Annotated in this window: 26 protein-coding genes and 1 riboswitch; of the genes, 12 read left to right on the top strand and 14 right to left on the bottom strand. The window is 71.2% G+C overall.

From position 1 onward, the window contains the following. The first annotated feature begins 9 nt into the window (after positions 1–9). The 3 genes from AC07EJ_RS06285 (at position 10) to AC07EJ_RS06275 (ending at position 3,255) form a co-directional block, all read left to right on the top strand. The gene (locus AC07EJ_RS06285; RefSeq protein ID WP_478883867.1) at positions 10–618 is read left to right on the top strand and encodes a TetR/AcrR family transcriptional regulator; all 609 of its coding nucleotides are present in this window, start codon (positions 10–12) and stop codon (positions 616–618) included. A gap of 379 nt (positions 619–997) precedes the next feature. Then, positions 998–1,654, top strand: a complete 657-nt coding sequence (locus AC07EJ_RS06280; RefSeq protein ID WP_478883866.1) for a DUF4126 domain-containing protein — start codon at positions 998–1,000, stop codon at positions 1,652–1,654. A gap of 101 nt (positions 1,655–1,755) precedes the next feature. Beyond that, positions 1,756–3,255 (top strand): phytoene desaturase family protein, encoded by a 1,500-nt coding sequence (locus AC07EJ_RS06275; RefSeq protein WP_389474965.1) that lies wholly within the window; start codon positions 1,756–1,758, stop codon positions 3,253–3,255. A gap of 19 nt (positions 3,256–3,274) precedes the next feature. Here AC07EJ_RS06275 and AC07EJ_RS06270 read toward each other — a convergent pair whose 3' ends face one another. The 6 genes from AC07EJ_RS06270 to AC07EJ_RS06245 form a co-directional block, all read right to left on the bottom strand. Beyond that, positions 3,275–4,138, bottom strand: a complete 864-nt coding sequence (locus AC07EJ_RS06270; protein WP_389474963.1) for an SCO2102 family sporulation regulator — start codon at positions 4,136–4,138, stop codon at positions 3,275–3,277. A 47-nt stretch (positions 4,139–4,185) separates the two neighbouring features. After that, positions 4,186–5,106, bottom strand: a complete 921-nt coding sequence (metF, locus tag AC07EJ_RS06265) for a methylenetetrahydrofolate reductase [NAD(P)H] (RefSeq protein ID WP_362900032.1) — start codon at positions 5,104–5,106, stop codon at positions 4,186–4,188. A 100-nt stretch (positions 5,107–5,206) separates the two neighbouring features. Beyond that, on the bottom strand, positions 5,207–5,854 hold the full coding sequence (gene thiE, locus AC07EJ_RS06260) for a thiamine phosphate synthase (protein WP_389475636.1): 648 nt from the start codon (positions 5,852–5,854) through the stop codon (positions 5,207–5,209). Positions 5,855–5,932: 78 nt separating this feature from the next. Beyond that, positions 5,933–6,298 carry an Rv2175c family DNA-binding protein gene (locus AC07EJ_RS06255; protein WP_100592200.1) on the bottom strand — a complete coding sequence of 122 codons (366 nt, stop codon included), beginning with the start codon at positions 6,296–6,298 and terminating at the stop codon, positions 5,933–5,935. 75 nt (positions 6,299–6,373) lie between these two features. Next, entirely contained in the window at positions 6,374–7,609 is a 1,236-nt protein-coding gene (locus tag AC07EJ_RS06250; RefSeq protein WP_389474961.1) for an NAD(P)/FAD-dependent oxidoreductase, read from the bottom strand. 123 nt (positions 7,610–7,732) lie between these two features. After that, positions 7,733–8,077: an avidin-fold protein gene (locus tag AC07EJ_RS06245; RefSeq protein ID WP_389474959.1), complete on the bottom strand. Its 345-nt coding sequence runs from the start codon at positions 8,075–8,077 to the stop codon at positions 7,733–7,735. A 52-nt stretch (positions 8,078–8,129) separates the two neighbouring features. Continuing rightward, positions 8,130–8,243, top strand: a riboswitch (TPP riboswitch). Between AC07EJ_RS06245 and thiO the strand changes: the two genes are divergently transcribed. The 6 genes from thiO (at position 8,241) to AC07EJ_RS06215 (ending at position 14,026) form a co-directional block, all read left to right on the top strand. Then, positions 8,241–9,425 (top strand): glycine oxidase ThiO, encoded by a 1,185-nt coding sequence (thiO, locus tag AC07EJ_RS06240; RefSeq protein WP_393582359.1) that lies wholly within the window; start codon positions 8,241–8,243, stop codon positions 9,423–9,425. Its footprint overlaps the riboswitch before it by 3 nt. Then, complete coding sequence (thiS, locus tag AC07EJ_RS06235) at positions 9,422–9,637, top strand: sulfur carrier protein ThiS (RefSeq protein ID WP_393582360.1); 216 nt, start codon at positions 9,422–9,424, stop codon at positions 9,635–9,637. The genes thiO and thiS overlap by 4 nt, the downstream gene beginning before the upstream one ends. A 4-nt stretch (positions 9,638–9,641) precedes the next feature. Then, positions 9,642–10,436: a thiazole synthase gene (locus AC07EJ_RS06230; RefSeq protein ID WP_389474954.1), complete on the top strand. Its 795-nt coding sequence runs from the start codon at positions 9,642–9,644 to the stop codon at positions 10,434–10,436. A 94-nt stretch (positions 10,437–10,530) separates the two neighbouring features. Beyond that, positions 10,531–12,468 (top strand): Stk1 family PASTA domain-containing Ser/Thr kinase, encoded by a 1,938-nt coding sequence (gene pknB, locus AC07EJ_RS06225; protein ID WP_478883865.1) that lies wholly within the window; start codon positions 10,531–10,533, stop codon positions 12,466–12,468. A gap of 35 nt (positions 12,469–12,503) precedes the next feature. After that, positions 12,504–13,379, top strand: coding sequence for a deoxyribonuclease IV (locus tag AC07EJ_RS06220; protein ID WP_389474950.1), 876 nt, complete (start codon positions 12,504–12,506; stop codon positions 13,377–13,379). A gap of 104 nt (positions 13,380–13,483) precedes the next feature. Next, positions 13,484–14,026, top strand: coding sequence for a DUF4396 domain-containing protein (locus AC07EJ_RS06215; protein WP_389474948.1), 543 nt, complete (start codon positions 13,484–13,486; stop codon positions 14,024–14,026). A gap of 54 nt (positions 14,027–14,080) precedes the next feature. On the opposite strand, the gene AC07EJ_RS06210 is transcribed toward AC07EJ_RS06215, so the two are convergent. Beyond that, complete coding sequence (locus AC07EJ_RS06210; RefSeq protein ID WP_389474946.1) at positions 14,081–14,713, bottom strand: sulfite oxidase-like oxidoreductase; 633 nt, start codon at positions 14,711–14,713, stop codon at positions 14,081–14,083. Positions 14,714–14,877: 164 nt separating this feature from the next. On the opposite strand from AC07EJ_RS06210, the gene bfr reads away from it, so the two are divergent. Continuing rightward, on the top strand, positions 14,878–15,357 hold the full coding sequence (gene bfr, locus AC07EJ_RS06205) for a bacterioferritin (RefSeq protein ID WP_116502549.1): 480 nt from the start codon (positions 14,878–14,880) through the stop codon (positions 15,355–15,357). A gap of 57 nt (positions 15,358–15,414) precedes the next feature. On the opposite strand, the gene AC07EJ_RS06200 is transcribed toward bfr, so the two are convergent. Continuing rightward, the gene (locus AC07EJ_RS06200) at positions 15,415–15,669 is read right to left on the bottom strand and encodes a (2Fe-2S)-binding protein (protein ID WP_389474943.1); all 255 of its coding nucleotides are present in this window, start codon (positions 15,667–15,669) and stop codon (positions 15,415–15,417) included. Positions 15,670–15,811: 142 nt separating this feature from the next. Then, the gene (locus tag AC07EJ_RS06195; RefSeq protein ID WP_389474941.1) at positions 15,812–17,164 is read right to left on the bottom strand and encodes a class II 3-deoxy-7-phosphoheptulonate synthase; all 1,353 of its coding nucleotides are present in this window, start codon (positions 17,162–17,164) and stop codon (positions 15,812–15,814) included. Between the two features lie 70 nt (positions 17,165–17,234). Between AC07EJ_RS06195 and AC07EJ_RS06190 the strand changes: the two genes are divergently transcribed. Then, positions 17,235–17,321: a trp operon leader peptide gene (locus AC07EJ_RS06190; protein WP_389475634.1), complete on the top strand. Its 87-nt coding sequence runs from the start codon at positions 17,235–17,237 to the stop codon at positions 17,319–17,321. Between the two features lie 104 nt (positions 17,322–17,425). After that, positions 17,426–19,366, top strand: coding sequence for an anthranilate synthase family protein (locus AC07EJ_RS06185; protein WP_389474939.1), 1,941 nt, complete (start codon positions 17,426–17,428; stop codon positions 19,364–19,366). Here the strand turns inward: AC07EJ_RS06185 and AC07EJ_RS06180 are convergent. The 5 genes from AC07EJ_RS06180 to AC07EJ_RS06160 form a co-directional block, all read right to left on the bottom strand. Then, on the bottom strand, positions 19,312–20,316 hold the full coding sequence (locus AC07EJ_RS06180; RefSeq protein ID WP_389474937.1) for a 2-hydroxyacid dehydrogenase: 1,005 nt from the start codon (positions 20,314–20,316) through the stop codon (positions 19,312–19,314). The genes AC07EJ_RS06185 and AC07EJ_RS06180 overlap by 55 nt on opposite strands. 145 nt (positions 20,317–20,461) lie before the next feature. Beyond that, positions 20,462–21,490 (bottom strand): 6-phosphofructokinase, encoded by a 1,029-nt coding sequence (locus AC07EJ_RS06175; RefSeq protein WP_389474935.1) that lies wholly within the window; start codon positions 21,488–21,490, stop codon positions 20,462–20,464. 162 nt (positions 21,491–21,652) lie between these two features. Continuing rightward, on the bottom strand, positions 21,653–22,348 hold the full coding sequence (locus AC07EJ_RS06170) for a response regulator transcription factor (RefSeq protein WP_362900009.1): 696 nt from the start codon (positions 22,346–22,348) through the stop codon (positions 21,653–21,655). Further along, a complete protein-coding gene (gene macS, locus AC07EJ_RS06165; protein WP_478883864.1) occupies positions 22,345–23,571 on the bottom strand; it encodes a MacS family sensor histidine kinase in 1,227 nt (408 codons plus the stop codon). The genes AC07EJ_RS06170 and macS overlap by 4 nt, the downstream gene beginning before the upstream one ends. 57 nt (positions 23,572–23,628) lie before the next feature. Beyond that, positions 23,629–24,387, bottom strand: coding sequence for a lysophospholipid acyltransferase family protein (locus AC07EJ_RS06160; RefSeq protein ID WP_389475632.1), 759 nt, complete (start codon positions 24,385–24,387; stop codon positions 23,629–23,631). Positions 24,388–24,399: the final 12 nt, after the last annotated feature.

The following is a 24,399-nucleotide window of genomic DNA, read 5'->3' as shown; positions in this document are numbered from 1 at the left end:
ATCAGGGGCATGGAAAGCAGTGCACGGCGCCAGGCCACCCGGCAGAAGCTGTACGAGGCCGCGGTCACGCTCATCGCGGAGCAGGGGTTCTCGGCCACCACGGTCGACGAGATCGCCGAGCGCGCCGGGGTCGCGAAGGGCACGGTCTACTACAACTTCGCCAGCAAGTCGGTCCTCTTCGAAGAGCTGCTCCGGCACGGCGTCGGGCTCCTCACCGCCTCGTTGCGGGAGGCGTCGGAGAAGACGGCCGCGAGCGGCGGCAGCAAGATCGACGCCCTGGACGCGATGATCCGGGCCGGTCTCGTCTTCATCGACCGCTATCCGGCCTTCACCCAGCTGTACGTGGCCGAGCTGTGGCGCACCAACCGCGCCTGGCAGTCCACGCTCGCGGTGGTCAGGCAGGAGGCCGTCGCCGTGGTGGAGGACGTGCTGCGGGGCGCGGTCGAGGGCCGTGAGCTGAGCGAGGAGATCGACATCCCGCTGACGGCGGCCGCGCTGGTCGGCATGGTCCTCGTGGCCGCGCTCGACTGGCAGGCCTTCCAGCCGGAGCGCTCCCTGGACGACGTCCACGCGGCGCTGTCGCGGCTGCTCCAAGGACGCGTGACGGGCGGCCGCTGACCGCTCCCGAACGCGAAGGGAAGACAGCGGAGCGGTGACAACACAGCAGTGACAAGAGCGGTGACAACAGAGCGCCGGTCCGGCGTGGCCCGAATTCTCAGGCCTCACCGGACCGGCGCGTCCCCCGTGTTCCCCCGTTGTCCCCAGTGTTCCCCGTGTTTCCCCCGTGGGCCCGTCGGTCGGGCGGGCCCCCGTCCCTCGCCCCGCCGGGGCGGGAGGAGCGGCCAAGGGGGCGAAGCGCTGTTCCGCCGCCCCGTGTCGGCGGTACCGGCGCCGCGCCCCCTTCCGTGCCTCCACTCTCCCGTCCCCGCAGGTCCGGCCCCATCCGCGCAGCTACTCATCTCACGCACTAGGTACGGATACTCAGGCCTGGGTGCTCATGCCCAGGACTCGGAGTCCGCGACTGGTTACGATCACGTCCGTGTCCGTACTCCCCCTGGTCTTCACCAGTGGCTGGGCGAGCGGGATCAACGCGTACGCGGTGGTCCTGCTGCTCGGCATCTTCGGCGCGACCGGGCTGACCGACGAAGTCCCCGAGTCGCTCCAGCGCACCGACGTGCTCATCGCCGCCGGGGTGCTGTTCCTGTGCGAGGCCGTCGCCGACAAGATCCCTTACGTGGACTCGCTCTGGGACACCGTGCACACGGTGATCCGGCCGGTGTCCGGGGCCGTCGTCGGCGCTCTGCTCGCGGGCCAGAGCGGCTCCCTCTCCGACCTCGCGGCGGGCGCGGTCGGCGGGTCGACGGCGCTGGCCAGCCATGCCGTGAAGGCCGGGACGCGGATGGCGATCAACACCTCGCCCGAGCCGTTCAGCAACATCGCGGTGAGCTCCGCCGAGGACCTCGGGGTCGCCGGGATCATCACGTTCGCCATATTCCATCCCGAGGCGGCCGCGATCATCGCCGCCGTCCTGCTCTTCCTCGGGCTGTTCATGCTGTACTTCCTGATTTCGCGGATCCGGCGCTTCCTGCGGCGCCGGGCGCAGCGGCACGAGGAGCGGCGGATCGCGGACCGTACCGGGGCGCCGCCGGGCTGATCCGGCCCCCGGCCGGGCTGATCCGGCCCCCGGCCGGGCTGATCCGGCCCCCGGCCGGGCTGTCGGCGAGGGTGTCGGTGGCGGCCGATAAAGTCGCTCGCATGGCACGGATTGCGGTGATCGGCGCCGGAATGGGCGCGATGGCGGCCGCTGCCCGGCTGGCCGTGGCAGGCCACCGGGTGGCGGTGTACGAGCGCTCGTCGACGTACGGCGGGGCGCTCGGCGGCTTCGCACGGGACGGCTTCTCGTTCGACACGGGCCCGGGGCTGCTCCAACTGCCTGCGGTCTACCGGGACTTGTTCATCAAGACGGGCAAGGAATCCCTGGAGGACGCGGTCGGGCTGACCCAGGTGGAGCCCGCCGTGCGGCATGTCTTCGCGGACGGCACGGCGGTGGACCTGCCGAACGCGCGGCGCGGGGGCACCGCCGACGCCCTGGACGCGGCGCTCGGCGAGGGCTCGGGTGCGCACTGGTCGGCGTTCATGAACCGGGCGCGCGAGGCCTGGGACCGCACCCGGCGCCCGCTCCTCGAAGAGCCCCTGTGGCCGAACTGGCGGATCCTCGCGGACCGCGAGCCGTACCCCGCGGTGGTCCGCCGCAGGATGCTGCGCAAGGACGTGTCGGCGACGACGCTGTCCGAGGTCGCCGCTCTTGAGCTGGGCGCGGATCCTCGGCTCGTGGCGCTCCTCGAGCAGTATGCGCTCGCGTCCGGCCTCGATCCACGTACGGCGCCGGCGAGCGCGGCCGTGCTGCCGTACATGGAGCAGACCTTCGGCGCCTGGGCGGTGCGCGGCGGGATGCGGGAGCTGGCGCGGGCCGTGTACGAGCGGTGTCTTCAGCGGAAGGTCGCGTTCGAGTTCGACGCGCCGGTGACGCGGATCGTGGAGAAGGACGGCCGGGTGGCGGGCGTGGAGCTGGCCGAAGGCGGGGTCGTGGAGGCCGACTTCGTCGTCGCCGGTGTGGCGCCCGGTGTCCTCGACGATCTGCTGCCGGGGCGGGCGCTCCGGGGTGCGGACGAGGCGGCGCCGCAGTCGGCGCTGCCGAGCCGGCTGACGGTGTTCCTGGCACTGCGCGGCGCGCGTCCCGGCGACGCCCCGCACCGGACGGTCGTGCACACGGCGGACCGGGACGCCGAGCTGGCCTCGCTGTTCGGCGGAGGCACGGCGGTGGCCGAGCGGCCGACGGTCACGGTCCTTCGTCCCGACGACTCCTCCGTCGTGCCGGACCCGGACCATGAGGCGGTCACTGTGGTGGTCACGGTGGCGCGCGGCGCGAGCGTGACGGACGCGGACGTGGAGCGGGTCGTCGACGCCGCCGGGCAGGCGGTCCCCGGGCTGCGCGACCGCCTGCTGTGGCACGAGGTCCGCACGCCGTCCGATGTCGCCGAAGCGACGGGAGCGGACGGCGGTTCGGTGCCCGCGCCGACCCTGGCCGCGGCCGGTGGCCGGCTCCTGCACCCGTCGAACAGCACGCTCGTCCCGGGCCTGTTCGCCGTCGGGGGCTGGTCGCACCCGGGCGGCGGTCTGCCGCACGCGGGTATGTCGGGCGCGCTGGTGGCCGGGCTGATCGTGGAGGGCGCGGACTTCCGCGGCTCGCAGTGACGGCCCGCGCCCGCCGGGCTCAGTAGCGGTACTGCTGCTGCTCGTTGTAGCCGGAGCCGGCGTCGTACCCGCCCTGGCCGTTCTGCTCGTACGGGTAGGGCTGCTCCGGGGGCAGTTCACCGCCGTAACTCTGGTGCTGCTCGTCGCCGTTGCGCTGCTGGGGCACCCAGACCCCGCCGGGCGGCGTCTCCATGCCGTAGCCGCCGGCCGCGTACGGGTCGCCGTACTGCTGTCCCGTGCCGTACGCGTCGCCGTACTGCGCCTGCGCCGGGTAGGTCTGCGTCCCGATGTACGGGTCGGAGTAGGCGGCGTACTGCTGCTGGCCGTTGTCGTAGCCGTACTGCTGCTGGTCGTAGCCCGCGTACGCGTCGTAGGCGTAGCCCTGCGCGGCGGAGTCCGTCTGGGCGGCGGCCGGGGTGTAGACGCCGTACTGGCCGGTGTCGTCGGGCATCGGCTGCGGGGCGTAGACCGACGTCGCCTCGGCCGCGGACTCGGGTTCCGGGGCGCGGGGGGCGTCCGGGGCGGCGGACTCGTGCTCACCGCGTCCCTCGTACTCCAGGTCGGAGACCTCGAGGGTCGGGTCCTGGTGGACCGGCTCCTTGATCTTGCGCCGCTTGCTCGCGCCGGGATTCCCGCCGAGCGCCCAGCCCGTGGAGAAGCCCCTGCGGAACGACAGCGTCACGTACGTCTGGCCGACGGCGAACGTGATGGCGCCGATCCCGATGACGATCACCGACGGGATCAGCACACCGAAGACGACGCCGACAAAGCCGACGAAGGCGAGCAGCCGGAAGCGCAGCCTCGCCTTGTACTGGAGCAGTACCTCACCGAGCAGCCACAACGCGACGATTCCGAACGCGATGTAGAGGACCGTCCAGCCCATGTACGCCCCTCTCGTACGGCCGCCGCCCCTGGTGGAATACGGCCGGGTCAGGCCCGCTGGTCGTGCAGGCCCAGATTCTCGTAGATCTCCAGTGTCGCCGTGGAGTTGTTGAGCGTGATGAAGTGCAGACCCGGAACGCCCTCGTCCAGCAGCTTCGCGCAGAACTCCGTCGCGAACTCGATGCCAATGGAGCGTACAGCCGCCGGATCGTCTTTGGCTGTGAGGATGCGCTCTTTCAGGGCGGGCGGGAACGAGGCGTTGCTGAGCTGCGGCAGCCGTTCCAGCATGCGCACGCTCGTCACCGGCATGATCTCGGGGATGACGGGGGTGTCGCAACCCGCTGCCGCGACCCGGTCGCGCAGCCGCAGATACTCCTCCGGGTAGAAGAACATCTGAGTGATCGCGTAGTCGGCGCCCGCGCGGCACTTGTCCACGAAGTGCCGCACGTCGGAGTCCCAGTCCTCGGAGCGCGGGTGCATCGCGGGGAAGGCCGCGACGCCGACACAGAAATCGCCCGACTCCTTGATGAGCTGGACCAGCTCGGCCGCGTAGGTCAGGCCCTCGGGGTGCGCGACCCAGTCGGCCATGGGGTCGCCGGGCGGGTCTCCGCGCACAGCGAGGATGTTCCTGATTCCCGCGTCCGCGTACTGGCCGATGATGTTGCGCAGCTCGGCCACGGAGTGGTCGACGGCCGTGAGGTGGGCGACCGGGGTCAGGGTCGTGTCGGCGACGATCTGCTCCGTCTCGCGGACGGTGCCGGCGCGGGTGGAGCCGCCGGCCCCGTACGTCACGGAGACGAAGTCGGGCGCGACGGCCTCGACCCGGCGCAGCGCGTTCCAGAGGTTCCGCTCACCCTTCGGGGTCTTCGGCGCCGAGAACTCGAACGAGAAGGTCGTCTTGCCGGTCGCGAGCATGTCGCGCACGGTGCGTGCGCGATCAGTCCTGGTGGAAGCGGTGCCAAGGGCCATATGGGCAGGTTAGCCACGGGAGCGCCCTGTCCCTAATCTCCGTCCACCCTGCGGACACCCGTCTTGGCGGGGCCCGACCGAACGGGTCAGGCCGTGCGGATCAGGCCGTGCGCAGCCGCTTCGCGAAGTCGGCCGCCGCTGCGCCCGGGTCGTCCGCCTCGGTGATGGCGCGGACGACGACGACACGGCGGGCGCCCGCTTCAAGCACCTCGTCCAGATTGCCCGCGTCGATGCCGCCGATCGCGAACCAGGGGCGGTCCGTGCCGAGCGAGGCGGTGTAACGCACCAGGTCGAGGCCGGGTGCGTACCGGCCGGGCTTGGTGGGGGTCGGCCAGCAGGGGCCGGTGCAGAAGTAGTCCACGCCGTCCTGGACGGCGGCCGCGGCGGCCTCCGTGTCGGCGTGCGTGGAGCGGCCGATCAGGACGTCCTCGCCGAGGATGGCGCGGGCGGCCGCGACCGGCAGGTCGCCCTGGCCCAGATGCAGGACGTCGGCGCCGGCGGCGTGGGCGACGTCCGCCCGGTCGTTGACCGCGAACAGCTTGCCGTGGCGGGCGGCGGCGTCGGCCATGACGGCGAGGTGCTCCAGCTCCTCGCCCGCCTCCATGCCCTTGTCGCGCAACTGCACGATGTCCACGCCGTTCGCCAGGACGGTGTCGAGGAACTCGGGGAGGTCGCCCTGGCGCTTACGGGCGTCCGTGCACAGGTACAGCCGGGCGTCGGCGAACTGGGCGCGCTGCGTGGCGGCCATGGCCATGGGTGAGTCCCCCCTTGGTCGGTGGCGTGCGGGCCGCCGTGAGGGCGGCCCGCACGCCGGACGGTTGTCAGGTCAGACGGCGAGCGCCTGGGCGCGGCGCTTCACCTCCGTGCCGCGATTCTCGCTCAGCGCCTGCGCGGGGGTGCCCGGCAGGGTCGGGTCGGGGGTGAAGAGCCACTCGAGCATCTCTTCGTCGTTGTAGCCGTCGTCCCTCAGCAGGGTCAGGGTCCCGGTGAGGCCCTTGACGACCTTGTCGCCGTCGATGAAGGCGGCGGGCACGTGCAGCGCCCTGTTCTCACCGCGGCGTACGGCGATCACCTGGCCTTCCTTCACCAGCTGCCGCACGCGCGTCACCTCCACACCGAACTGCTCGGCGATGTCGGGGAGGGTGAGCCACTCGGGGACGAGAGCATCGATCTTTGCGTCAATCTCGGTCACAGGACAAGCGTGCCATCCCGGACTGACAGTGGGAAACGCGGCCGCACAAAAGGCCCGGTCGCCCCGGCGGGGCGGTCAGACGACAGCGGCCTTCAGCGGGCGGGCCGGGTCGCTGATGACCTCCGCGTCCAGCGGGGCACCCGACTCGATGAGCTTGCGCCCCTGCGCCAGGTCGCGCGGGCGGCCCACGGCGAGGACGCCGACGAGCCGGCTCTCGCGCAGCCAGCACACGCTCCAGGACGCGCCCTGCGGGTCGCCGCGCCACACGGTGGTGTCGGCGGCCGCGTGATGCCCGGCGTACTGCACGAAGCGGCCGAACTGCTCCGACCAGAAGTACGGCACCGGGTCGTACGTCGCCGGGTTCTCGCCGATGATGTTGGCGGCGACCGTGCGGGGGCCCTGGAGCGCGTTGTCCCAGTGGTGGACCATCAGGCGCTCGCCGTACCGGCCCGAAGGGAAGGACGAGCAGTCGCCGACGGCGTACACATCGGGCTCGGAGGTGTGCAGGCGGTTGTCCGCCACGACCTCGCGGTGGGCGCCGAGCGTAATGCCGGAGCCGATGAGCCAGCCGGTGGCGGGGCGGGCCCCGATGCCGACGACGACGGCGCCGGCGGGCACCCGGGTGCCGTCGTCGAGGACCACGGATCCCGGCTCGACGTGCGCCACGCGCGCGTGGGTGCGCAGTTCCGCCCCGGCATCCGCGTACCAGGCGGCCATGGGGGCGGCGACCTCCTCGGGCAGCGCCCCGGCGAGCGGCCGCTCGGCCGCCTCGACGACGGTGACCGCGCAACCGGCCTCGCGGGCCGCGGTGGCGAACTCGGCGCCGATCCAGCCCGCGCCCACGACGACGATGTCGCGCTGCGCGGCGAGGACGGGGCGCAGGCGTTCGGCGTCGTCGAGCGTGCGCAGCAGATGGACACCGGGGATGTCCTCCGTGCCGGGCAGCCTGATGGGCTCGGCGCCGGTCGCGAGGACGAGGACGTCGTAGGGGGCGGGGCCCGTGGCGGTGTCGAGGGTGTGTTCGGCGGGGGTTACGCCGGTGACCTCGCGGCCCAGTTCGAGCGTGATGTCGAGGGCTTCGAAGTCCACGTCGAAGGCGGACCCCTCGGCCTTGCCGAGCAGGACGGCCTTGGACAGCGGAGGCCGGTCGTACGGCTGGTGGGGTTCCGCGCCGATCAGCGTGACGGCGCCGGTGAAGCCCTGTTCGCGCAGGGCCACGGCGGTCTGGACCCCCGCCATCCCGGCGCCGACGATGACGACGTGCCGCCCTGCCTGGGGCACCGGGGCCTGGTTCTGGGTCTGCTCGCTCACCGGATCACCATATGCACCTGACGTTCAGTCAGTCATCGGGCCCGGTCACACCGTGTCCGTGACGTCTTCCACACCGGGCGCCGGTTTGACCGCTCCGACCCTCCCCCGCTCCCGCTCCCGCCGTCAAGCGCCCGGGACCTCTTCGACGACGCTCGTCCCGCTGCCCGTCTGCGACTCCCACTCCCACGTCTCGTCCAGCCGCACGCGCCCGTCGGGAAGGTCGACGACGAGCGAGACGCAGTGCCCGGAGGAGGTCGTCGCGTCCGTCTTCAGCTGCACGTACCTGAAGTCGATCCGGTCCCCCTCGCGAGTGCCCACGAGGTGGCCGCGCACGACGTCCCCGCCCGCGTACTCGGCCCAGATCCGGCCGTCCTCCTCGTGGTACGTGAACCGCGTCCGCGTGCCCACCTGACCTGGAGACTGGTCGGCGACCGGGGCGAGGACGAGTCCGTCGAGCGAGCGGGCCATGCGGGCGGGCTCCCTTACTGGAGGTCTGGGCAGGGGTTTAGGGTGGCCACCGTAAAGCACTCGCGGGAGCCCGGACGTACCGGGCTGAGAGGGAGGCTGGGACGGCCTCCGACCGTACGAACCTGATCCGGGTCATGCCGGCGAAGGGAGGGGCTGGACGCCCATGTCTCGTACTTCAGAAGGCTCCGACGTCCTGGTCGTGGGCGGCGGGATCATCGGTCTCGTCACCGCGTGGCGGGCCGCGCAGCGCGGGCTGCGCACCGCGGTCGTGGACCCCGAACCGGGCGGCGGGGCCGCGCAGGTGGCGGCCGGGATGCTCGCCGCCGTCACCGAACTGCACTACGGAGAGGCCGAACAGACCCTCCTCGGGCTCAACGTGGAGTCCGCGCGCCGCTATCCGGCGTTCGCGGCCGAGCTCTCCGAGGCCACCGGGCTCGACCTCGGCTACCGCGCGTGCGGCACCCTCGCCGTCGCGCTCGACGCGGACGACCGCGCGCATCTTCGGGAACTGCACGCCCTCCAGCGCAAGTCGGGTCTGGAGTCGGAGTGGCTGTCGGGCCGTGAGTGCCGGCGCCTCGAACCGATGCTGGCCCCGTCCGTGCGGGGCGGCCTGCGCGTCGACGGTGACCACCAGATCGACCCGAGGCGCCTCGCGAAGGCCCTTGTCGTGGCCTGCGAGCGGGCCGGGGTGCAGTTCCACCGGCAGTGGGCCGAGCGGCTGACAGTCGTCCGAGAGGGTGCTCGCGGTGTGGTCCTCGCCGACGGCACCGGGCTCGACGCGGACCAGGTCGTCCTCGCCGGCGGCAGCCTCAGCGGCAGGCTCGCCGGGGTACCGGACGACGTGCTGCCGCCGGTGCGCCCGGTGAAGGGGCAGGTGCTGCGCCTGACCGTGCCGAAGGTGTACGCGCCGTTCCTGAGCCGCACCGTGCGCGCCGTCGTGCGTGGCGGCAACCTCTATCTGGTGCCCCGGGTCAACGGCGAGCTGGTCGTCGGGGCCACCAGCGAGGAACTCGGCTGGGACACGACGGTCACCGCGGGCGGCGTCTACGAGCTGCTGCGCGACGCCCACGAGCTGGTGCCCGGCATCACGGAACTGCCGCTCACGGAGACCATCGCCGGCCTGCGCCCGTGCTCCCCCGACAACGCCCCGATCCTCGGCCCGACCGCCCTGCCGGGCCTGCTGCTCGCCACCGGCCACTACCGCAACGGCGTGCTGCTCACGCCGGTCACCGGCGACTCCATGGCCCACGTGCTCGCCACCGGCGAACTCCCCGAAGTGGCCCGCCCCTTCACCCCGCGGCGCTTCGGCGCCCTCCCCGCACCCGTCTCTGTGGAGCAGTCCGTATGACCGTGTCCGTCACCCACGTATCCGTGAACGGCGAGGGCCGCGAGGTCGCCCCGGGCACCACGCTCGACGTCCTCGTCGCGGCGCTGACCACCGCGCCGTCCGGCGTCGCCGCCGCACTCAACGAAACCGTCGTCCCGCGCGCGCAGTGGGCCGGCACCGCACTCACGGACGGGGACCGCGTCGAGGTCCTCACCGCAGTCCAGGGAGGCTGAACCCATGGCTGACGACTCCTTGGTCATCGGCGGCACGTCCTTCTCGTCCCGCCTGATCATGGGCACGGGCGGGGCGCCCAGCCTCGACGTCCTGGAACGCTCCCTCGTCGCGTCCGGCACGGAGCTGACGACGGTCGCGATGCGGCGCGTGGACGCGAGCGTGCAGGGCTCCGTGCTCTCCGTCCTGGAGAAGCTGGGGATCCAGGTGCTGCCCAACACGGCGGGCTGTTTCACCGCCGGTGAGGCCGTCCTGACCGCCCGCCTCGCGCGCGAGGCGCTCGGCACCGACCTGGTCAAGCTGGAGGTCATCGCGGACGAGCGCACCCTCCTGCCCGACCCGATCGAGCTCCTGGACGCGGCGGAGATCCTCGTCGACGACGGCTTCACTGTGCTGCCGTACACGAACGACGACCCGGTGCTCGCGCGGAAGCTGGAGGACGTGGGCTGCGCCGCGGTCATGCCGCTCGGCTCCCCCATCGGCTCCGGGCTCGGCATCCGCAACCCGCACAACTTCCAGCTGATCACCGAGCACGCGCGCGTGCCGGTGATCCTGGACGCGGGCGCCGGGACCGCGTCCGACGCGGCGCTCGCGATGGAGCTGGGGTGCGCCGGTGTGATGCTCGCCTCAGCGGTGACCCGCGCGCAGGAGCCCACCCTGATGGCGGAGGGCATGCGGCACGCGGTCGAGGCCGGGCGGCTGGCGTTCCGGGCGGGCCGGATCCCCCGCAGGCACTTCGCGGACGCCTCGTCGCCCGTGTCCGGCATGGCCAGGCTCGACCCGGAGCGGCCCGCGTTCTGAGGTCCGTACAGCCCGGTTACAGCTCTGCTTCAGTACGGCCGCTCGAGGACTGCAGCCGACCCGGGTGTCGGCGGCGGCTCGTACACTCACCTGCGTGGACACGACCCTTCAGGACCCTCTCGTCGGGCAGGTGCTCGACGGCCGGTACCGCGTCGACGCACGCATCGCGGTCGGCGGGATGGCCACGGTCTACAGGGCCGTGGACACCCGCCTCGACCGCGTGCTCGCGCTCAAGGTGATGCACCCGGCCCTCGCCGCCGACGTCTCGTTCGTCGAGCGCTTCATCCGCGAGGCCAAGTCCGTCGCCCGGCTCTCCCACCCGAATGTGGTCGGGGTCTTCGACCAGGGCGCGGACGGCCAGTACGTCTATCTGGCGATGGAGTACGTCGCGGGCTGCACCCTGCGGGACGTCCTGCGGGACCGCGGGGCACTGCGGCCGCGCGCCGCGCTCGACATCCTGGAGCCGGTCCTCGCCGCACTCGGCGCCGCGCACCGCGCGGGGTTCGTGCACCGCGACATGAAGCCGGAGAACGTCCTGATAGGCGACGACGGCCGCGTGAAGGTGGCGGACTTCGGCCTCGTGCGGGCCGTGGACACCGTCACGAACACGACGGGCGCCATCCTCGGCACCGTCTCCTATCTCGCCCCCGAGCAGATCGAGTCGGGCACCGCGGACCCTCGCGTCGACGTGTACGCGTGCGGGGTGGTGCTCTACGAGATGCTCACGGGCTCCAAGCCGCACTCGGGCGACTCCCCCGCCCAGGTCCTCTACCAACACCTGAACGAGGACGTGCCGCCTCCGTCCGCGTCCGTGCCGGGCCTGCCCACGGAGCTGGACGCACTCGTCGCGTCGGCAACGGCGCGCACGCCCGACCTCAGGCCGTACGACGCGGTGGCGCTGCTCGCCCAGGCCAGGGGGGCCCGGGCCCCCCTCACCGACGCGCAGCTCGACGCCCTGCCGCCGGCCGCGCGCCCCGAGGACCGTGACATCTCCGACGACCGTACGAGCGTGATCCCGCGGGCGCTGCGGACCCGGGGCGTACAGCTCCCGCTGCCCGCCGACGACCAGGACCCGCAGGCCGAGCTCAACCGCACGAGCCGCTTCGAGGCGCCGCCCCCGCCGCCCGCACCTTCCCGCCGGCGTCGTCCGCGCCGCGGCGTGCTCGCGGCCGTCGCGGCCCTGCTGCTCGCTCTCGGCCTCGGCGCGGGCGTCTGGTACATCAACTCGGGCCAGTTCACGAAGGTCCCTCCGCTGCTCGCCAAGACGCAGACGCAGGCGAAGGAGCGGCTCGGCGACGCGGGGCTCGACCTCGGGCACGTCAAGCGCGCGTACAGCGACACCGTGAAGCGCGGCACCGTCATCTCCAGCGATCCCCGGGCGGGCGCCCGCATCCGGGACAACGGGGCGGTGGATCTTACGGTGTCCCTGGGCCCGGAGACCGTGAAGGTCCCCGATCTCGAGGGCACGCCCCTCGCCAAGGCCGAGCGTCGGCTGAAGGACGCGGGCCTGGAGCCCGGCATGGTCACCAAGGACTTCGACGAGGACGTCCCCAAGGGGTCCGTGATCGCCACGAACCCGGAGTCCGGCACCACCCGCAAGGCCGGCTCGGCCGTCGCGCTCACGGTCAGCAGGGGCGCCCCGGTGGACGTCCCGGACGTGACGGGCGAGTCCGAGGAGGACGCCATCGCCGACCTTCAGGACGCGGGCCTGAAAGCCGAGATCTCCACGGAACAGGTCCACTCCGATTCGGACAAGGGCAGCGTCGCCAAGCAGTCTCCCCGCGAGGGCACCCGGCTCGGCGAGGGTGACACGGTCATGCTGACGATCTCCAAGGGCCCGGTCATGGTCAGGGTTCCCGACGTCGTGGGGATGAGCGTCGACGACGCCACGCAGAAGCTCAAGGACAGGGGCTTCGAGGTCGACGAGGACCGCGGTCTGCTCGGCTGGCTCGGCGACACGGTGAAGAAGCAGTCCGTGGAGGGCGGTGACGAGGCCCCCAAGGGGTCGACGATCACCATCGAGATCCGCTGACGGGACGCTCACGCGCGCATGCCACCCTTGACCGCGTGAGCAGCACCGACACCGCATCCCGTAACCCGGTCGGCGGCCATGTCCCCGTCGCCGGCGGCCTGGCCTCCGTAGGGCTTTCGTACGCGCGCGAGCTGGGCGCCGAGACCGTCCAGGTCTTCGTCGCCAACCCGCGCGGCTGGGCGACGCCTCCCGGCAATCCGAAGCAGGACGAGGAGTTCCGCGCGGCGTGCGCCGCCGAGCGGATTCCGGCGTACGTCCACGCGCCCTATCTGATCAATTTCGGCTCGCACACCGAGGCGACCGTGGAGAAGTCGGTGGAGTCGCTGCGGCATTCGCTGCGCCGCGGCCGGGAGATCGGTGCGCTCGGCGTCGTCGTGCACACGGGTTCGGCGACCGGCGGCCGTGCGCGGGACGTGGCGCTCGCGCAGGTGCGGGAGCACATGCTGCCGCTCCTCGACGAGCTGACCCATGACGACGACCCGTACCTCCTGCTCGAGTCGACCGCGGGCCAGGGCTCTTCGCTGTGCTCGCGGACCTGGGACTTCGGGCCGTACTTCGACGTGCTCGACGCCCACCCGAAGCTGGGTATCTGCCTGGACACGTGCCACATCTATGCGGCGGGCCACGACCTGACCGGCCCCGACGGCATGCGGCAGACGCTGGACCTGCTCGTGGACACCGTGGGCGAGGGCCGCCTCAAGCTGATCCACGCCAACGACTCCAAGGACGTCGTGGGGGCGCACAAGGACCGCCACGAGAACATCGGTTCCGGCCACATCGGCGCGGAGCCGTTCCGCGCGCTGATGGCCCACCCGGCGACCGAGAACGTGCCGCTGATCATCGAGACGCCCGGCGGCAAGGAGGGACACGCGACGGACGTGGCCCGTCTGAAGGAGCTGCGGAAGGGCTAGCGGCGCGCTTCGGAGACCGCTTCGGAGATCTCTTGAGGAATACCCCCGGGGGGTATACGGTTCTTGTCGGCGACAGGAACCGCTCTCTGACGTTGGGGGAACTCATGAAGCACGAGACGCACGCCGGACACGCGCACCACGGTCAGCACGCAGATCACGAGCAGTCTGAGCACACCCACGCCGGTCACGGCAGTCACGCCGGCCCCGGCAAGGTCAGCTGGTCCATGGCCGCACAGGCGACCCTGCACTGCCTCACGGGATGCGCCATCGGCGAGGTCCTCGGCATGGCGATCGGCACGGCGCTCGGCTGGGGGAACCTGCCGACGATGATCCTGGCGATCGTCCTGGCGTTCTTCTTCGGCTACTCGCTCACGCTGCGCGGCGTCCTGAAGGCGGGCGTCGACTTCAGGACCGCGTTCCGGGTCGCGCTCGCCGCGGACACCCTGTCCATCGCCGTCATGGAGCTGATCGACAACGGCGTGATCGCGCTGTGGCCGAGCGCGATGGACGCGCATCTGTCGGATGCCCTGTTCTGGGGTGCGCTCGCGGCCTCACTGGCGATCGCCTTCGTGGTCACCACGCCGGTCAACAAGTGGATGATCGGCCGCGGCAAGGGCCACGCGGTGGTGCACCAGTACCACCACTGACGAGCCGTACGAGAAGCACGACCCGCCGGAGGACCGTGCGAGAAGTGCCAGGGATCAGAGCTCGGGGCCGTCCTCGGGCTCTTCCTGGTACGAGTAGCGCTGTTCCCGCCAGGGGTCGCCGACGTTGTGATAGCCGCGCTCCTCCCAGAAACCGCGGCGGTCGGCCGTCATGTACTCGATGCCGCGGACCCACTTCGGGCCCTTCCAGGCGTACAGGTGGGGCACGACGAGGCGGAGCGGGAAGCCGTGTTCGGCGGTGAGCAGTTCACCGTCCTTGTGGGTGGCGAAGATCGTGCGGTCGCCGGCGAAGTCCTCGAGCCGGAGATTCGCGCTGAAGCCGTACTCGGCCCAGACCATCACGTGGGTGACGGCGCGCGCGGGCGGCGCCAGTTCGAGGATCGTCGCGGCGGGCACCCCGCCCCACTCCGCGCCGAGCATGCTGAACTTCGTGACGCAGTGCAGATCGGCCACGACCGTGCCGTACGGCAGGGCGGAGAACTCCTCGTGGGTCCAGCAGTGCTTGTCCCCGTCGGCGGTGGCACCGAAGACCCTGAACTCCCAGCGCTCGGGGCGGAACTTGGGCACCGGGCCGTAGTGCGTGACCGGCCAGCCCCGCTGGAGACGCTGTCCCGGTGGAAGCTCCGACTGCACTGCTCCCCCAGACTCGCGACCCACCGGCTGACCCATGCCTCCATCCTGACAGACCCCGGGCAGTGGACGTGACCAGCGAGAGTCCGGCCGCCGCCGAAACGGGCAACTCGCACTAAGCGTGCACTTACTGGACGGTTTTCGGCGCCGGTGCGAGGATGCGCGAAACCTGCCGAGTCCACCACGTGGAAGGAGCCTCTGCGATGCAGGGCGACCCCGAGGTCATCGAATTCCTCAACGAGCAGCTCACGGGCGAGCTGACGGCCATCAACCAGTACTGGCTCCACTACCGGATCCAGGACAACAACGGCTGGACCAAGCTCGCGAAGTACACCCGCGCAGAGTCCATCGACGAGATGAAGCACGCGGACCGGCTGACGGAACGAATTCTCTTCCTCGACGCCCTGCCGAATTACCAGCGGCTCTTCCACGTGCGGGTCGGGCAGACCGTCACGGAGATGTTCCAGGCCGACCGGCAGGTCGAGGTCGAGGCGATCGACCGCCTCAAGCGCGGCATCGACGTCATGCGGGCCAAGGGCGATGTGACGTCGGCGCGGATCTTCGAGGACATCCTGGAGGACGAGGAGCACCACATCGACTACCTCGACACCCAGCTGGAGCTGATCGAGAGTCTCGGCGAGGCGCTGTACCTGGCCCAGCAGATCGAGCAGCCTGACAGCTGATCGAGCAGGCGGACAGCTAGCGGCCGCAAACGTTCGGGCGGAACCCCGGTGGGAACCTCAGGCGGCTTCCGGGAGCTCCACGCGGGCGTTCGGGTCACCCGTCAGGGCGGGCCTCCCCTTCTCGACCAGCTCGCGGCGCGGGCACGCTTCACGGCCGAGCAGCGCCTGGATGCGGCGTACGCAGGAGCCGCAGTCCGTGCCGGCCTTGCAGGCCGACGCTATCTGGCGGGGGGTGCACGCACCGTCGCCCGCGTGCTTCTTGACCTGGTCCTCGGTCACACCGAAGCAGTTGCAGACGTACACGCGGTTCACCTCCCAGCGATCAGGACCGGCTCGTTGCTCCCGCCCTAATGAACGGTGAGGCTAACCTAACCTTACCCGCCGGGTCCGGAGCACAAAAGTGCCGTGGGGCGCGGATCACTGTGATCCGCGCCCCACGGCATTTACTGCAAGATCACTGGTCGCGGTACATCTCCGCCACCAGGAACGCCAGGTCGAGGGACTGGCTGCGGTTCAGACGCGGGTCGCAGGCCGTCTCGTAGCGCTGGTGCAGATCGTCGACGAAGATCTCGTCGCCGCCGCCCACGCACTCGGTGACGTCGTCACCGGTGAGCTCGACGTGGATGCCGCCCGGGTGCGTGCCGAGCTCCTTGTGGACCTCGAAGAAGCCCTTGACCTCGTCGAGCACGTCGTCGAAGCGGCGGGTCTTGTGGCCCGAGGCCGCCTCGTAGGTGTTGCCGTGCATCGGGTCGGTGATCCAGGCGACGGTCGCGCCGGAAGCGGTGACCTTCTCGACCAGCTCCGGGAGCTTGTCGCGGACCTTGTCGGCGCCCATGCGGACGATGAAGGTCAGGCGGCCGGGCTCGCGGTCCGGGTCGAGGCGCTCGATGTACTGGAGCGCGTCCTCGGCCGTCGTCGTCGGGCCGAGCTTGATGCCGATCGGGTTGCGGATCTTCGAGGCGAACTCGATGTGCGCGCCGTCCAGCTGGCGGGTGCGCTCACCGATCCACACCATGTGGCCCGACACGTCGTACAGGTTGCCCGTACGCGAGTCCACGCGGGTCAGCGCCGACTCGTAGTCGAGGAGCAGCGCCTCGTGGGAGGAGAAGAACTCGACCGTCTGGAACTCGGCCGGGTCCGTGCCGCATGCGCGCATGAAGTTCAGCGCGTTGTCGATCTCGCGGGCGAGCTGCTCGTAGCGCTGGCCGGACGGGGACGACTTCACGAAGTCCTGGTTCCAGGCATGCACCTGGCGCAGGTCCGCGTAACCGCCGGTGGTGAAGGCGCGCACCAGGTTGAGCGTGGACGCGGACGCGTTGTACATCCGCTTCAGGCGCTCGGGGTCCGGGATGCGGGCCTCTTCGGTGAAGTCGAAGCCGTTGACGGAGTCGCCCCGGTAGGTCGGGAGCGTCACCCCGTCGCGGGTCTCGGTCGGCTTGGAGCGCGGCTTGGAGTACTGGCCGGCGATGCGGCCGACCTTCACGACCGGCACCGAAGCGGCGTAGGTGAGGACGGCGCCCATCTGGAGCAGCGTCTTGAGCTTGTTGCGGATGTGGTCGGCCGACACCCCGTCGAAGGCTTCGGCGCAGTCGCCGCCCTGGAGGAGGAACGCCTCTCCCTTGGCGACGGACGCCAGTCGGGCACGCAGCTGGTCACACTCGCCCGCGAAGACGAGCGGCGGATACGACTCGAGGTCCGCGATCACATCGCGCAGAGCCTCGGCATCCGGGTACTCGGGCTGCTGCGCCGCGGGCAGGTCTCGCCAGGTGTTGCCAGCGCTTGCGCTGGTCTTAGCGTTCACGGTCACGACATCAACATTACGGGGTCACGTGAGCGGTCCATCCGACCGCTCACCCTTTGAGACACGTTGCCCACACATGAGCTGCCCATCGGGTAGGGTGCCGCTCATGTTCGCGCACACGATCCGTAACTGGTGGTGGACCGCTCACCCAGCGGCCCACTGACTGCGCGTACAGCGAAGCGAAGGCCGCCCGAGGGCGGCCTTCAGTGTTTTCCGGGACCTGGCCGTTCCTCTCCGCACCGGAGTCCGGAAGAGGAATCACCTGCCATGGACCTGTCCGAGCTGCTGCACGACGACCGCCCCTTTGCCCTGCTACGCCGCCGCGCGCCGGGCCGTGCCACCGACACCGTGGAACTCCTGATCGGCCCCGTGAGCACGTACGAGCGGCTCGCCGACATCCCGGAGGGCCTCGCCCTCGTGCCGTTCCGGCAGATCAGGGAGCGCGGCTTCGACGTCCGCGACGACGGCACCCCGCTCGCGGTGCTCACCCCCGAGGAGACGTACGAGCTGCCGCTGGCCGAGGTCCTGGCGCAGCTGCCGGCCCATGACGTCCGCGTGTCGGACGGGGGCTTCGACGTGGACGACGCCGCGTACGCGGACATCGTGGAGCGGGTCCTGCGCGAGGAGATCGGGCAGGGCGAGGGCGCCAACTTCGTGATCCGTCGGACGTACGAAGGTGAGATCCCGGGGTTCGGGCGGGCGGACGCGCTCGCGCTGTTCCGGCGGCTGCTCGCCGGGGAGCGGGGCGCGTACTGGACGTTCGTCGTGCATACAGGTGAGAGGACATTGGTCGGGGCGAGCCCCGAGGTGCATGTGCGGATGAGCGGCGGGACGGTCGTGATGAACCCGATCAGCGGTACCTATCGCTACCCGGCCGAGGGCCCGACGCCCGAGCACCTGCTGGACTTCCTCGCCGACGGCAAGGAGATCGAGGAGCTGTCGATGGTCGTCGACGAGGAGCTCAAGATGATGTGCACCGTCGGCGACATGGGCGGGGTCGTGATCGGCCCGCGCCTGAAGGAGATGGCCCATCTCGCGCACACGGAGTACGAGTTGAGGGGCCGGTCCTCGCTGGACGTGCGCGACGTCCTGAAGGAGACGATGTTCGCGGCGACCGTCACGGGGTCGCCGGTGCAGAACGCGTGCCGGGTGATCGAGCGGTACGAGCCCCTCGGGCGGGACGGTGTCGGGCGCGGTTACTACGCGGGAGCGCTCGCGCTGGTCGGGCGGGACGCGGGCGGGGCGCAGACCCTGGACTCGCCGATCCTGATCCGTACCGCCGACATCGACGCGGGCGGGAGGCTGCGGGTGCCGGTCGGGGCGACGCTGGTGCGCGGCTCGGACCCGGCGAGCGAGGTCCAGGAGACGCACGCGAAGGCGGCCGGGGTCCTTGCCGCGCTGGGGGTGCGGCCCGGACGGCCGCGCGGCGAGGCCGTGCGGCCCGCGCTCGCCGACGATCCGCGGGTGCAGGCGGCACTCGACGGGCGGCGGGCGGCGCTGGCGCCGTTCTGGCTGCGGATGCAGGAGCCGGCGGCGGTCCTGGAGGGGCACGCGCTCGTGGTGGACGCCGAGGACACGTTCACGGCGATGCTGGCGCATCTGCTGCGGTCGTCGGGGCTGACCGTGTCCGTGCGGCGTCATGACGAGCCGGGGCTGCGGGAGGCCGTGCTCGCCCACGAGGGACCCGTCGTCCTGGGCCCCGGACCGGGCAACCCCTGTGACGAGGCGGACCCGAAGATGCGTTTCCTGCGCGCGCTGACCGCCGAGGTGCTGCGTGATCACCGGCACGGCGTGCTCGGTGTGTGCCTCGGCCATGAGCTGATCGCGGCCGAGCTGGGCCTGGAGATCGTCCGCAAGGAGGTGCCGTACCAGGGCGCGCAGACGGACATCGACCTGTTCGGACAGGCCGAGACCGTCGGGTTCTACAACAGTTTCGTGGCGCGCTGCGACGACGACGCGGCGGCGGAGCTGGCCGCGCACGGCTTCGACGTGAGCCGGGACGCGGCGAGCGGCGAGGTGCACGCGCTGCGCGGGCCGCGTCGTGCCGCAGGCGGGCCGGGATGTGCGGTCGCCGGGGTGCAGTTCCACCCGGAGTCGGTGCTGTCGCTGCGCGGGGCCGACGTCGTGCGGGAGCTGCTCGGTCAGCTCCTGGGTCAGTTCTTGGGCGCGGACGGTACGAGGACGTTCTCGGAGCGCCGGCCCGCCTGATGGTCCAGGACGTTGGCCACCGTGGTCTCGATGATCTGGCTCACGGCGTCCACGGTGTAGTACGCCTGGTGGGACGTGACCAGGACGTTCGGGAAGGTGACGAGGCGGGCCAGGGTGTCGTCCTCGACGACGTCGAGCGACTTGTCGAGGAAGAAGAGCCCGGCCTCGGCCTCGTACACGTCGAGACCGACGCCCGTGAAGCGGCCCTCGCGCAGTTCGGAGACGAGCGCCTTGGTGTCGATGAGGCCGCCACGGCTGGAGTTCACCAGGATCGCGTCGTCCTTCATGGTGCGCAGGGCGGCGCTGTCGACGAGGTGCTCGGTGGCGGGCAGCAGGGGCACGTGCAGGCTGATCAGGTCGGCGTCGGTGAAGAGCTGCTCCTTGTCGACGTACTTCATGCCGAGCTCGACGCAGGCCGGGTTCTCGGCGATGTCCCAGCCGAGGAGCTTCATGCCGAAGCCGTGGGCGATCCGGGTGAACGCCTCGCCGATCTTGCCGGTGCCGAGGACGCCGACGGTGCGGCCGCGCAGGTCGCGGCCCATCAGGCCGTCGAGCCTGAAGTCGAAGTCGCGGGTGCGGTTCGAGGCGCGGACGATGCGGCGGTTGACGGCCATCGCGAGGGTCCAGGCGAACTCGGCGACGGAGTACGGCGAGTAGTACGAGACACGGGCGACGGTCAGGCCGAGGCGCTCGGCGACCTCGAGGTCGATGTTGTTGAAGCCGGTGGAGCGCTGGGCGATCATCTGCGTGCCGCCGGCGGCGAGGGTCTGCAGGACGCGGTGGTTCAGGGTGGCGTTGACGCTGGTGGAGATGATCTCGTAGCCGGCCGCGATGGGGGCCGTGTCCTCGTTGAGGAAGACGTCCAGGCAGCGGACCTCGTGATGGCCCTCGAACGCCTTCTCCATGAGGGGCTTCTCGTCGGACTGCACGCCGAATGCGAGGATCTCCACGACTGCTCCCGTTTTCTTCTGTATCGCGTCGTGTGCGCTGTTTACGGCGAATATACGGGCCTGGCAACCCCGTGACACCCGGGGCGGGAGGACCTGACGTCGCCCCACCCCCGGCATCACCCCGGCATCGCCCCGGTGTCGCGCTTCAGCCGAAGAAGACCCCGACCTCCTCGTACAGCGCCGGATCGACCGTCTTCAGTCGTGCGGTCGCCTCGGCGATCGGCACCCGCACGATGTCCGTGCCGCGCAGCGCGACCATCTTCCCGAAGTCACGGTCACGCACGGCCTCGATGGCGTGCAGCCCGAAGCGGGTGGCGAGCCAGCGGTCGAAGGCGCTGGGGGTGCCGCCGCGCTGGATGTGTCCGAGGACCGTGGTCCTCGCCTCCTTGCCGGTCCGCCGCTCGACCTCCTTGGCCAGCCATTCGCCGACGCCGGAGAGGCGGACGTGCCCGAAGGAGTCCTGCGATCCGTCCTTGAGGACCATCTGCCCGTCCTTGGGCATGGCGCCCTCGGCGATGACGACGATCGGGGCGTACGAGGCCTTGAAGCGGGAGGTCACCCAGGCGCAGACCTGATCGACGTCGAAGCGCTGCTCGGGGATGAGGATGACGTTGGCCCCGCCGGCGAGGCCCGAGTGGAGCGCGATCCAGCCCGCGTGGCGGCCCATGACCTCGCAGACCAGGACCCTCATGTGGGACTCGGCGGTGGTGTGCAGCCGGTCGATGGCCTCGGTGGCGATGCCGACGGCGGTGTCGAAACCGAAGGTGTAGTCGGTGGCGGACAGGTCGTTGTCGATGGTCTTCGGTACGCCGACGACGGGCACGCCGTACTCGTCGGTGAGGCGGGCGGCGACGCCGAGGGTGTCCTCGCCGCCGATCGCGATGAGCGCCTCGACCTCCTCCTTTGCGAGGGTCTCCTTGATGCGGCGGATGCCGTTCTCGACCTTGAGGGGGTTGGTGCGCGAGGAGCCGAGGATGGTGCCGCCGCGGGGCAGGATGCCCCGGACTGCCGGGATGTCGAGCCGTACGGTGTCGCCTTCGAGCGGCCCGCGCCAGCCGTCCCGGAAACCGACGAAGTCATAGCCGTACTCCTGCACGCCCTTGCGGACGATGCCCCGGATGACGGCATTGAGTCCGGGGCAGTCGCCGCCTCCGGTCAGTACTCCGACCCGCATGGAAATGTCCCTTCGCCACAGCACTGTGAGCTGACCTGGTCACGCTAATGGTGATCCACGTCACTTCGGCAGCACGTGAAGGGTGAATTCCGTTGAAGAGTGAGGGTGTTGACCTTTGTGTGGTGATCCTTCTAAGGGCTCGGGCCGGGGGCGCGGTGGCGGCTACGCGTCGTCGAGGCCGCGCTCGATGGCGTATCGGACCAGCTCCACGCGGTTGTGCAGCTGGAGTTTGCCCAGGGTGTTCTGCACATGGTTCTGCACGGTGCGGTGGGAGATGACGAGCCGTTCGGCGATCTGCTTGTAGCTCAGGCCCTTGGCGACCAGGCGCAGGACCTCGGTCTCGCGCTCGGTGAGCTGCGGGGCCTTGGGCTCGTCGGCGCCGGGGGCGGGCGCCGGCTCGGAGGCCAGGCGCCGGTACTCGCCGAGGACGAGACCCGCGAGCCCCGGGGTGAAGACGGGGTCACCGGCCGCCGTGCGGCGCACCGCGTCGGTCAGCTCCTCGGTGGACGCCGACTTCAGCAGATAACCGGTGGCGCCGGACTTCACCGCCTCCAGCACGTCGGCGTGTTCCCCGCTCGCCGACAGGACGAGGACGCGCAGGGCGGGGTCGGCGCCGACGAGTTCCTTGCAGACCTGGACGCCGGGCTTCTTCGGCAGGTTCAGGTCGAGTACGAGGACGTCGGGCGCGGCGGCGCCGGCCCGGCGCACCGCCTGCTCACCGTCGCCCGCGGTGGCCACCACGTCGAAACCCGCCTCGGCGAGGTCCCGCGCGACGGCGTCGCGCCACATCGGATGGTCGTCGACCACCATGACCCTGATCGCGCCTGCGGCGGCGCCTTCCCGCTGCTGCTCGGTCATCTTCCCGATCCCGCCTTCCCCCGTGAAACCTTCGGAACTGTCAGTTCGACCTCGGTGCCCTGTCCCGGCACCGAGATCAGCTCGGCCGTGCCGCCGATGTCCCGCAGCCGGCCGCGGATGGACTGGGCGACGCCGAGCCGCCCTTCCCCCTCGGCCTGCGCGAGACGCCCTTCCGGGATGCCGGGACCGTCGTCCCGGACCGTCACGATCACCGCATCGGGCTCGTCCTCGACCAGGATCCAGGCCCGGGCGTCCGTCCCGGCGTGCCTGCGCACATTGTCCAGGGCGGCACTGACAGCGGCCGCGAGTTCCTTCGCCGCGACCGGCGCCAGGAACACCGGGGCGCCCGGCTCGGCGAAGCTCACCCGCGACCCCGTGTGCGGAGCGAGCAGCGGCCTCAGATCGCGCGGCGAGGTGTCGGTCGGCTCGTCCGGCTCCTCCACGGCGCGCACGAGCGCGCCCTGCGAGGCGTCCTCGGAGGCACGTGAGGTGGGCACGAGGCCGCCGGCGACCAGGGTCCGCAGGGCGACCTCCTGCTCGCCGGCCATCCTGCCGAGCTCGGCGGCCTCGCCTCCCAGCGCGGTGCCGCGGCGCTGCACCATGGCGAGGACCTGGAGCACTCCGTCGTGGATGTCGCGGGCGAGCCGCTCCCGCTCGCGGGTGGTCGCCTCGATCTCCAGGGCCCTGGCGAGGGTGCGCTCGGAGGCGCGGGCCACCTCGACGACGTAGCCGATGGCGATCGACGCGATGCACACGAGCAGGACGTTGTGGAGGGTGTCGCGGCTGAAGGCGCCGCGCTGCGCCACGTTCGCGACGCCGACGAGCAGCGAGGCGAACGCCGCCCACCGCCAGCCGCCCTTGACCGCGTACGCCAGGACCGCGCCGGCCGTCCAGATCGACGGCAGGGTCGGGCCGCCGGACACGATCCGGCTGTGCTCGACGGCGACCGGCGTGAGCAGGATGCCGGTGAGCGCGACGACCAGGTCGGCGGTGAGGAAGCGCTTGGTGCAGCTCGCGGCGTTCGCCACGCGCGGCAGGGTGGCCAGGGTCCACACGACCAGGACCACGAAGTAGCCGATCGCCACCCAGGGGCGTACGAACCGGTCCTGCGCGGTGACGAAGAGGCCGATCGCGTACAGCATCGTCAGCAGCCGGTACGCCGTCAGGGCGCGCCACAGCGGCTGCTCGACGGACATCCTCATCACGCGTTCGCGCCTGGCCACGCACCCACCCCCCGAACCGCAGCTCCCGCAACGACCGTTCTCAGAACGACGACGCCGCTAGGAGGCAGGCCGTTCCGTGCCGCCCTTGTTCTCCACGGCTTCCCTCTCGGCCCTGGCTTCCTTCTCCGCCTTGGCCTCGACCTTCGCCGCGTCCGCCATCTGCCGCTTGGCGGCGGTCGCGTACATGTCGACGTACTCCTGGCCGGAGAGCTTCATGATTTCGTACATGACCTCGTCGGTCAGGGCCCGCAGCACGAACCGGTCGTGCTCCATGCCCTGGTAGCGGCCGAAGTCGAGGGGCTTGCCGATGCGGATGCCGGGGCGCATCAGCTTGGGCATGACCTTGCCGGGGGGCTGGATCTTCTCGGTGTCGATCATCGCGACCGGGAGGACGGGCGCACCGGTGGCGAGCGCCACGCGCGCGAGGCCGCCGGGCTTGCCCCGGTACAGGCGGCCGTCGGGCGAGCGGGTGCCCTCGGGGTAGATGCCGAAGAGCTCGCCCCGCTCCAGGACCTCGATGCCGCTCTTGATGGCGGCCTCGCCCGCGCCGCGCGAACCCGAGCGGTCCACGGGGAGCTGGCCGACGCCCTTGAAGAAGGCGGCCGTGAGCTTGCCCTTCACACCGGGCGTCGTGAAGTACTCGGCCTTCGCGATGAAGGTGACCTTGCGGTCGAGCACCGCCGGCAGGAAGAAGGAGTCCGAGAAGGACAGGTGGTTGCTGGCCAGGATGGCGGGACCCTCGGCGGGAATGTTCTCGAGGCCCTCCACCCAGGGCCTGAAGCCGAGCTTCAGCGGCCCTCCGATGGCCACCTTCATTGCGCCGTAGAT

The sequence above is a fragment of the Streptomyces sp. NPDC045026 genome, assembly GCF_056432625.1.
The sequence above is the reverse complement of the archived record's forward strand: the minus strand, read 5'-3'. Positions and strand labels throughout refer to the sequence as shown.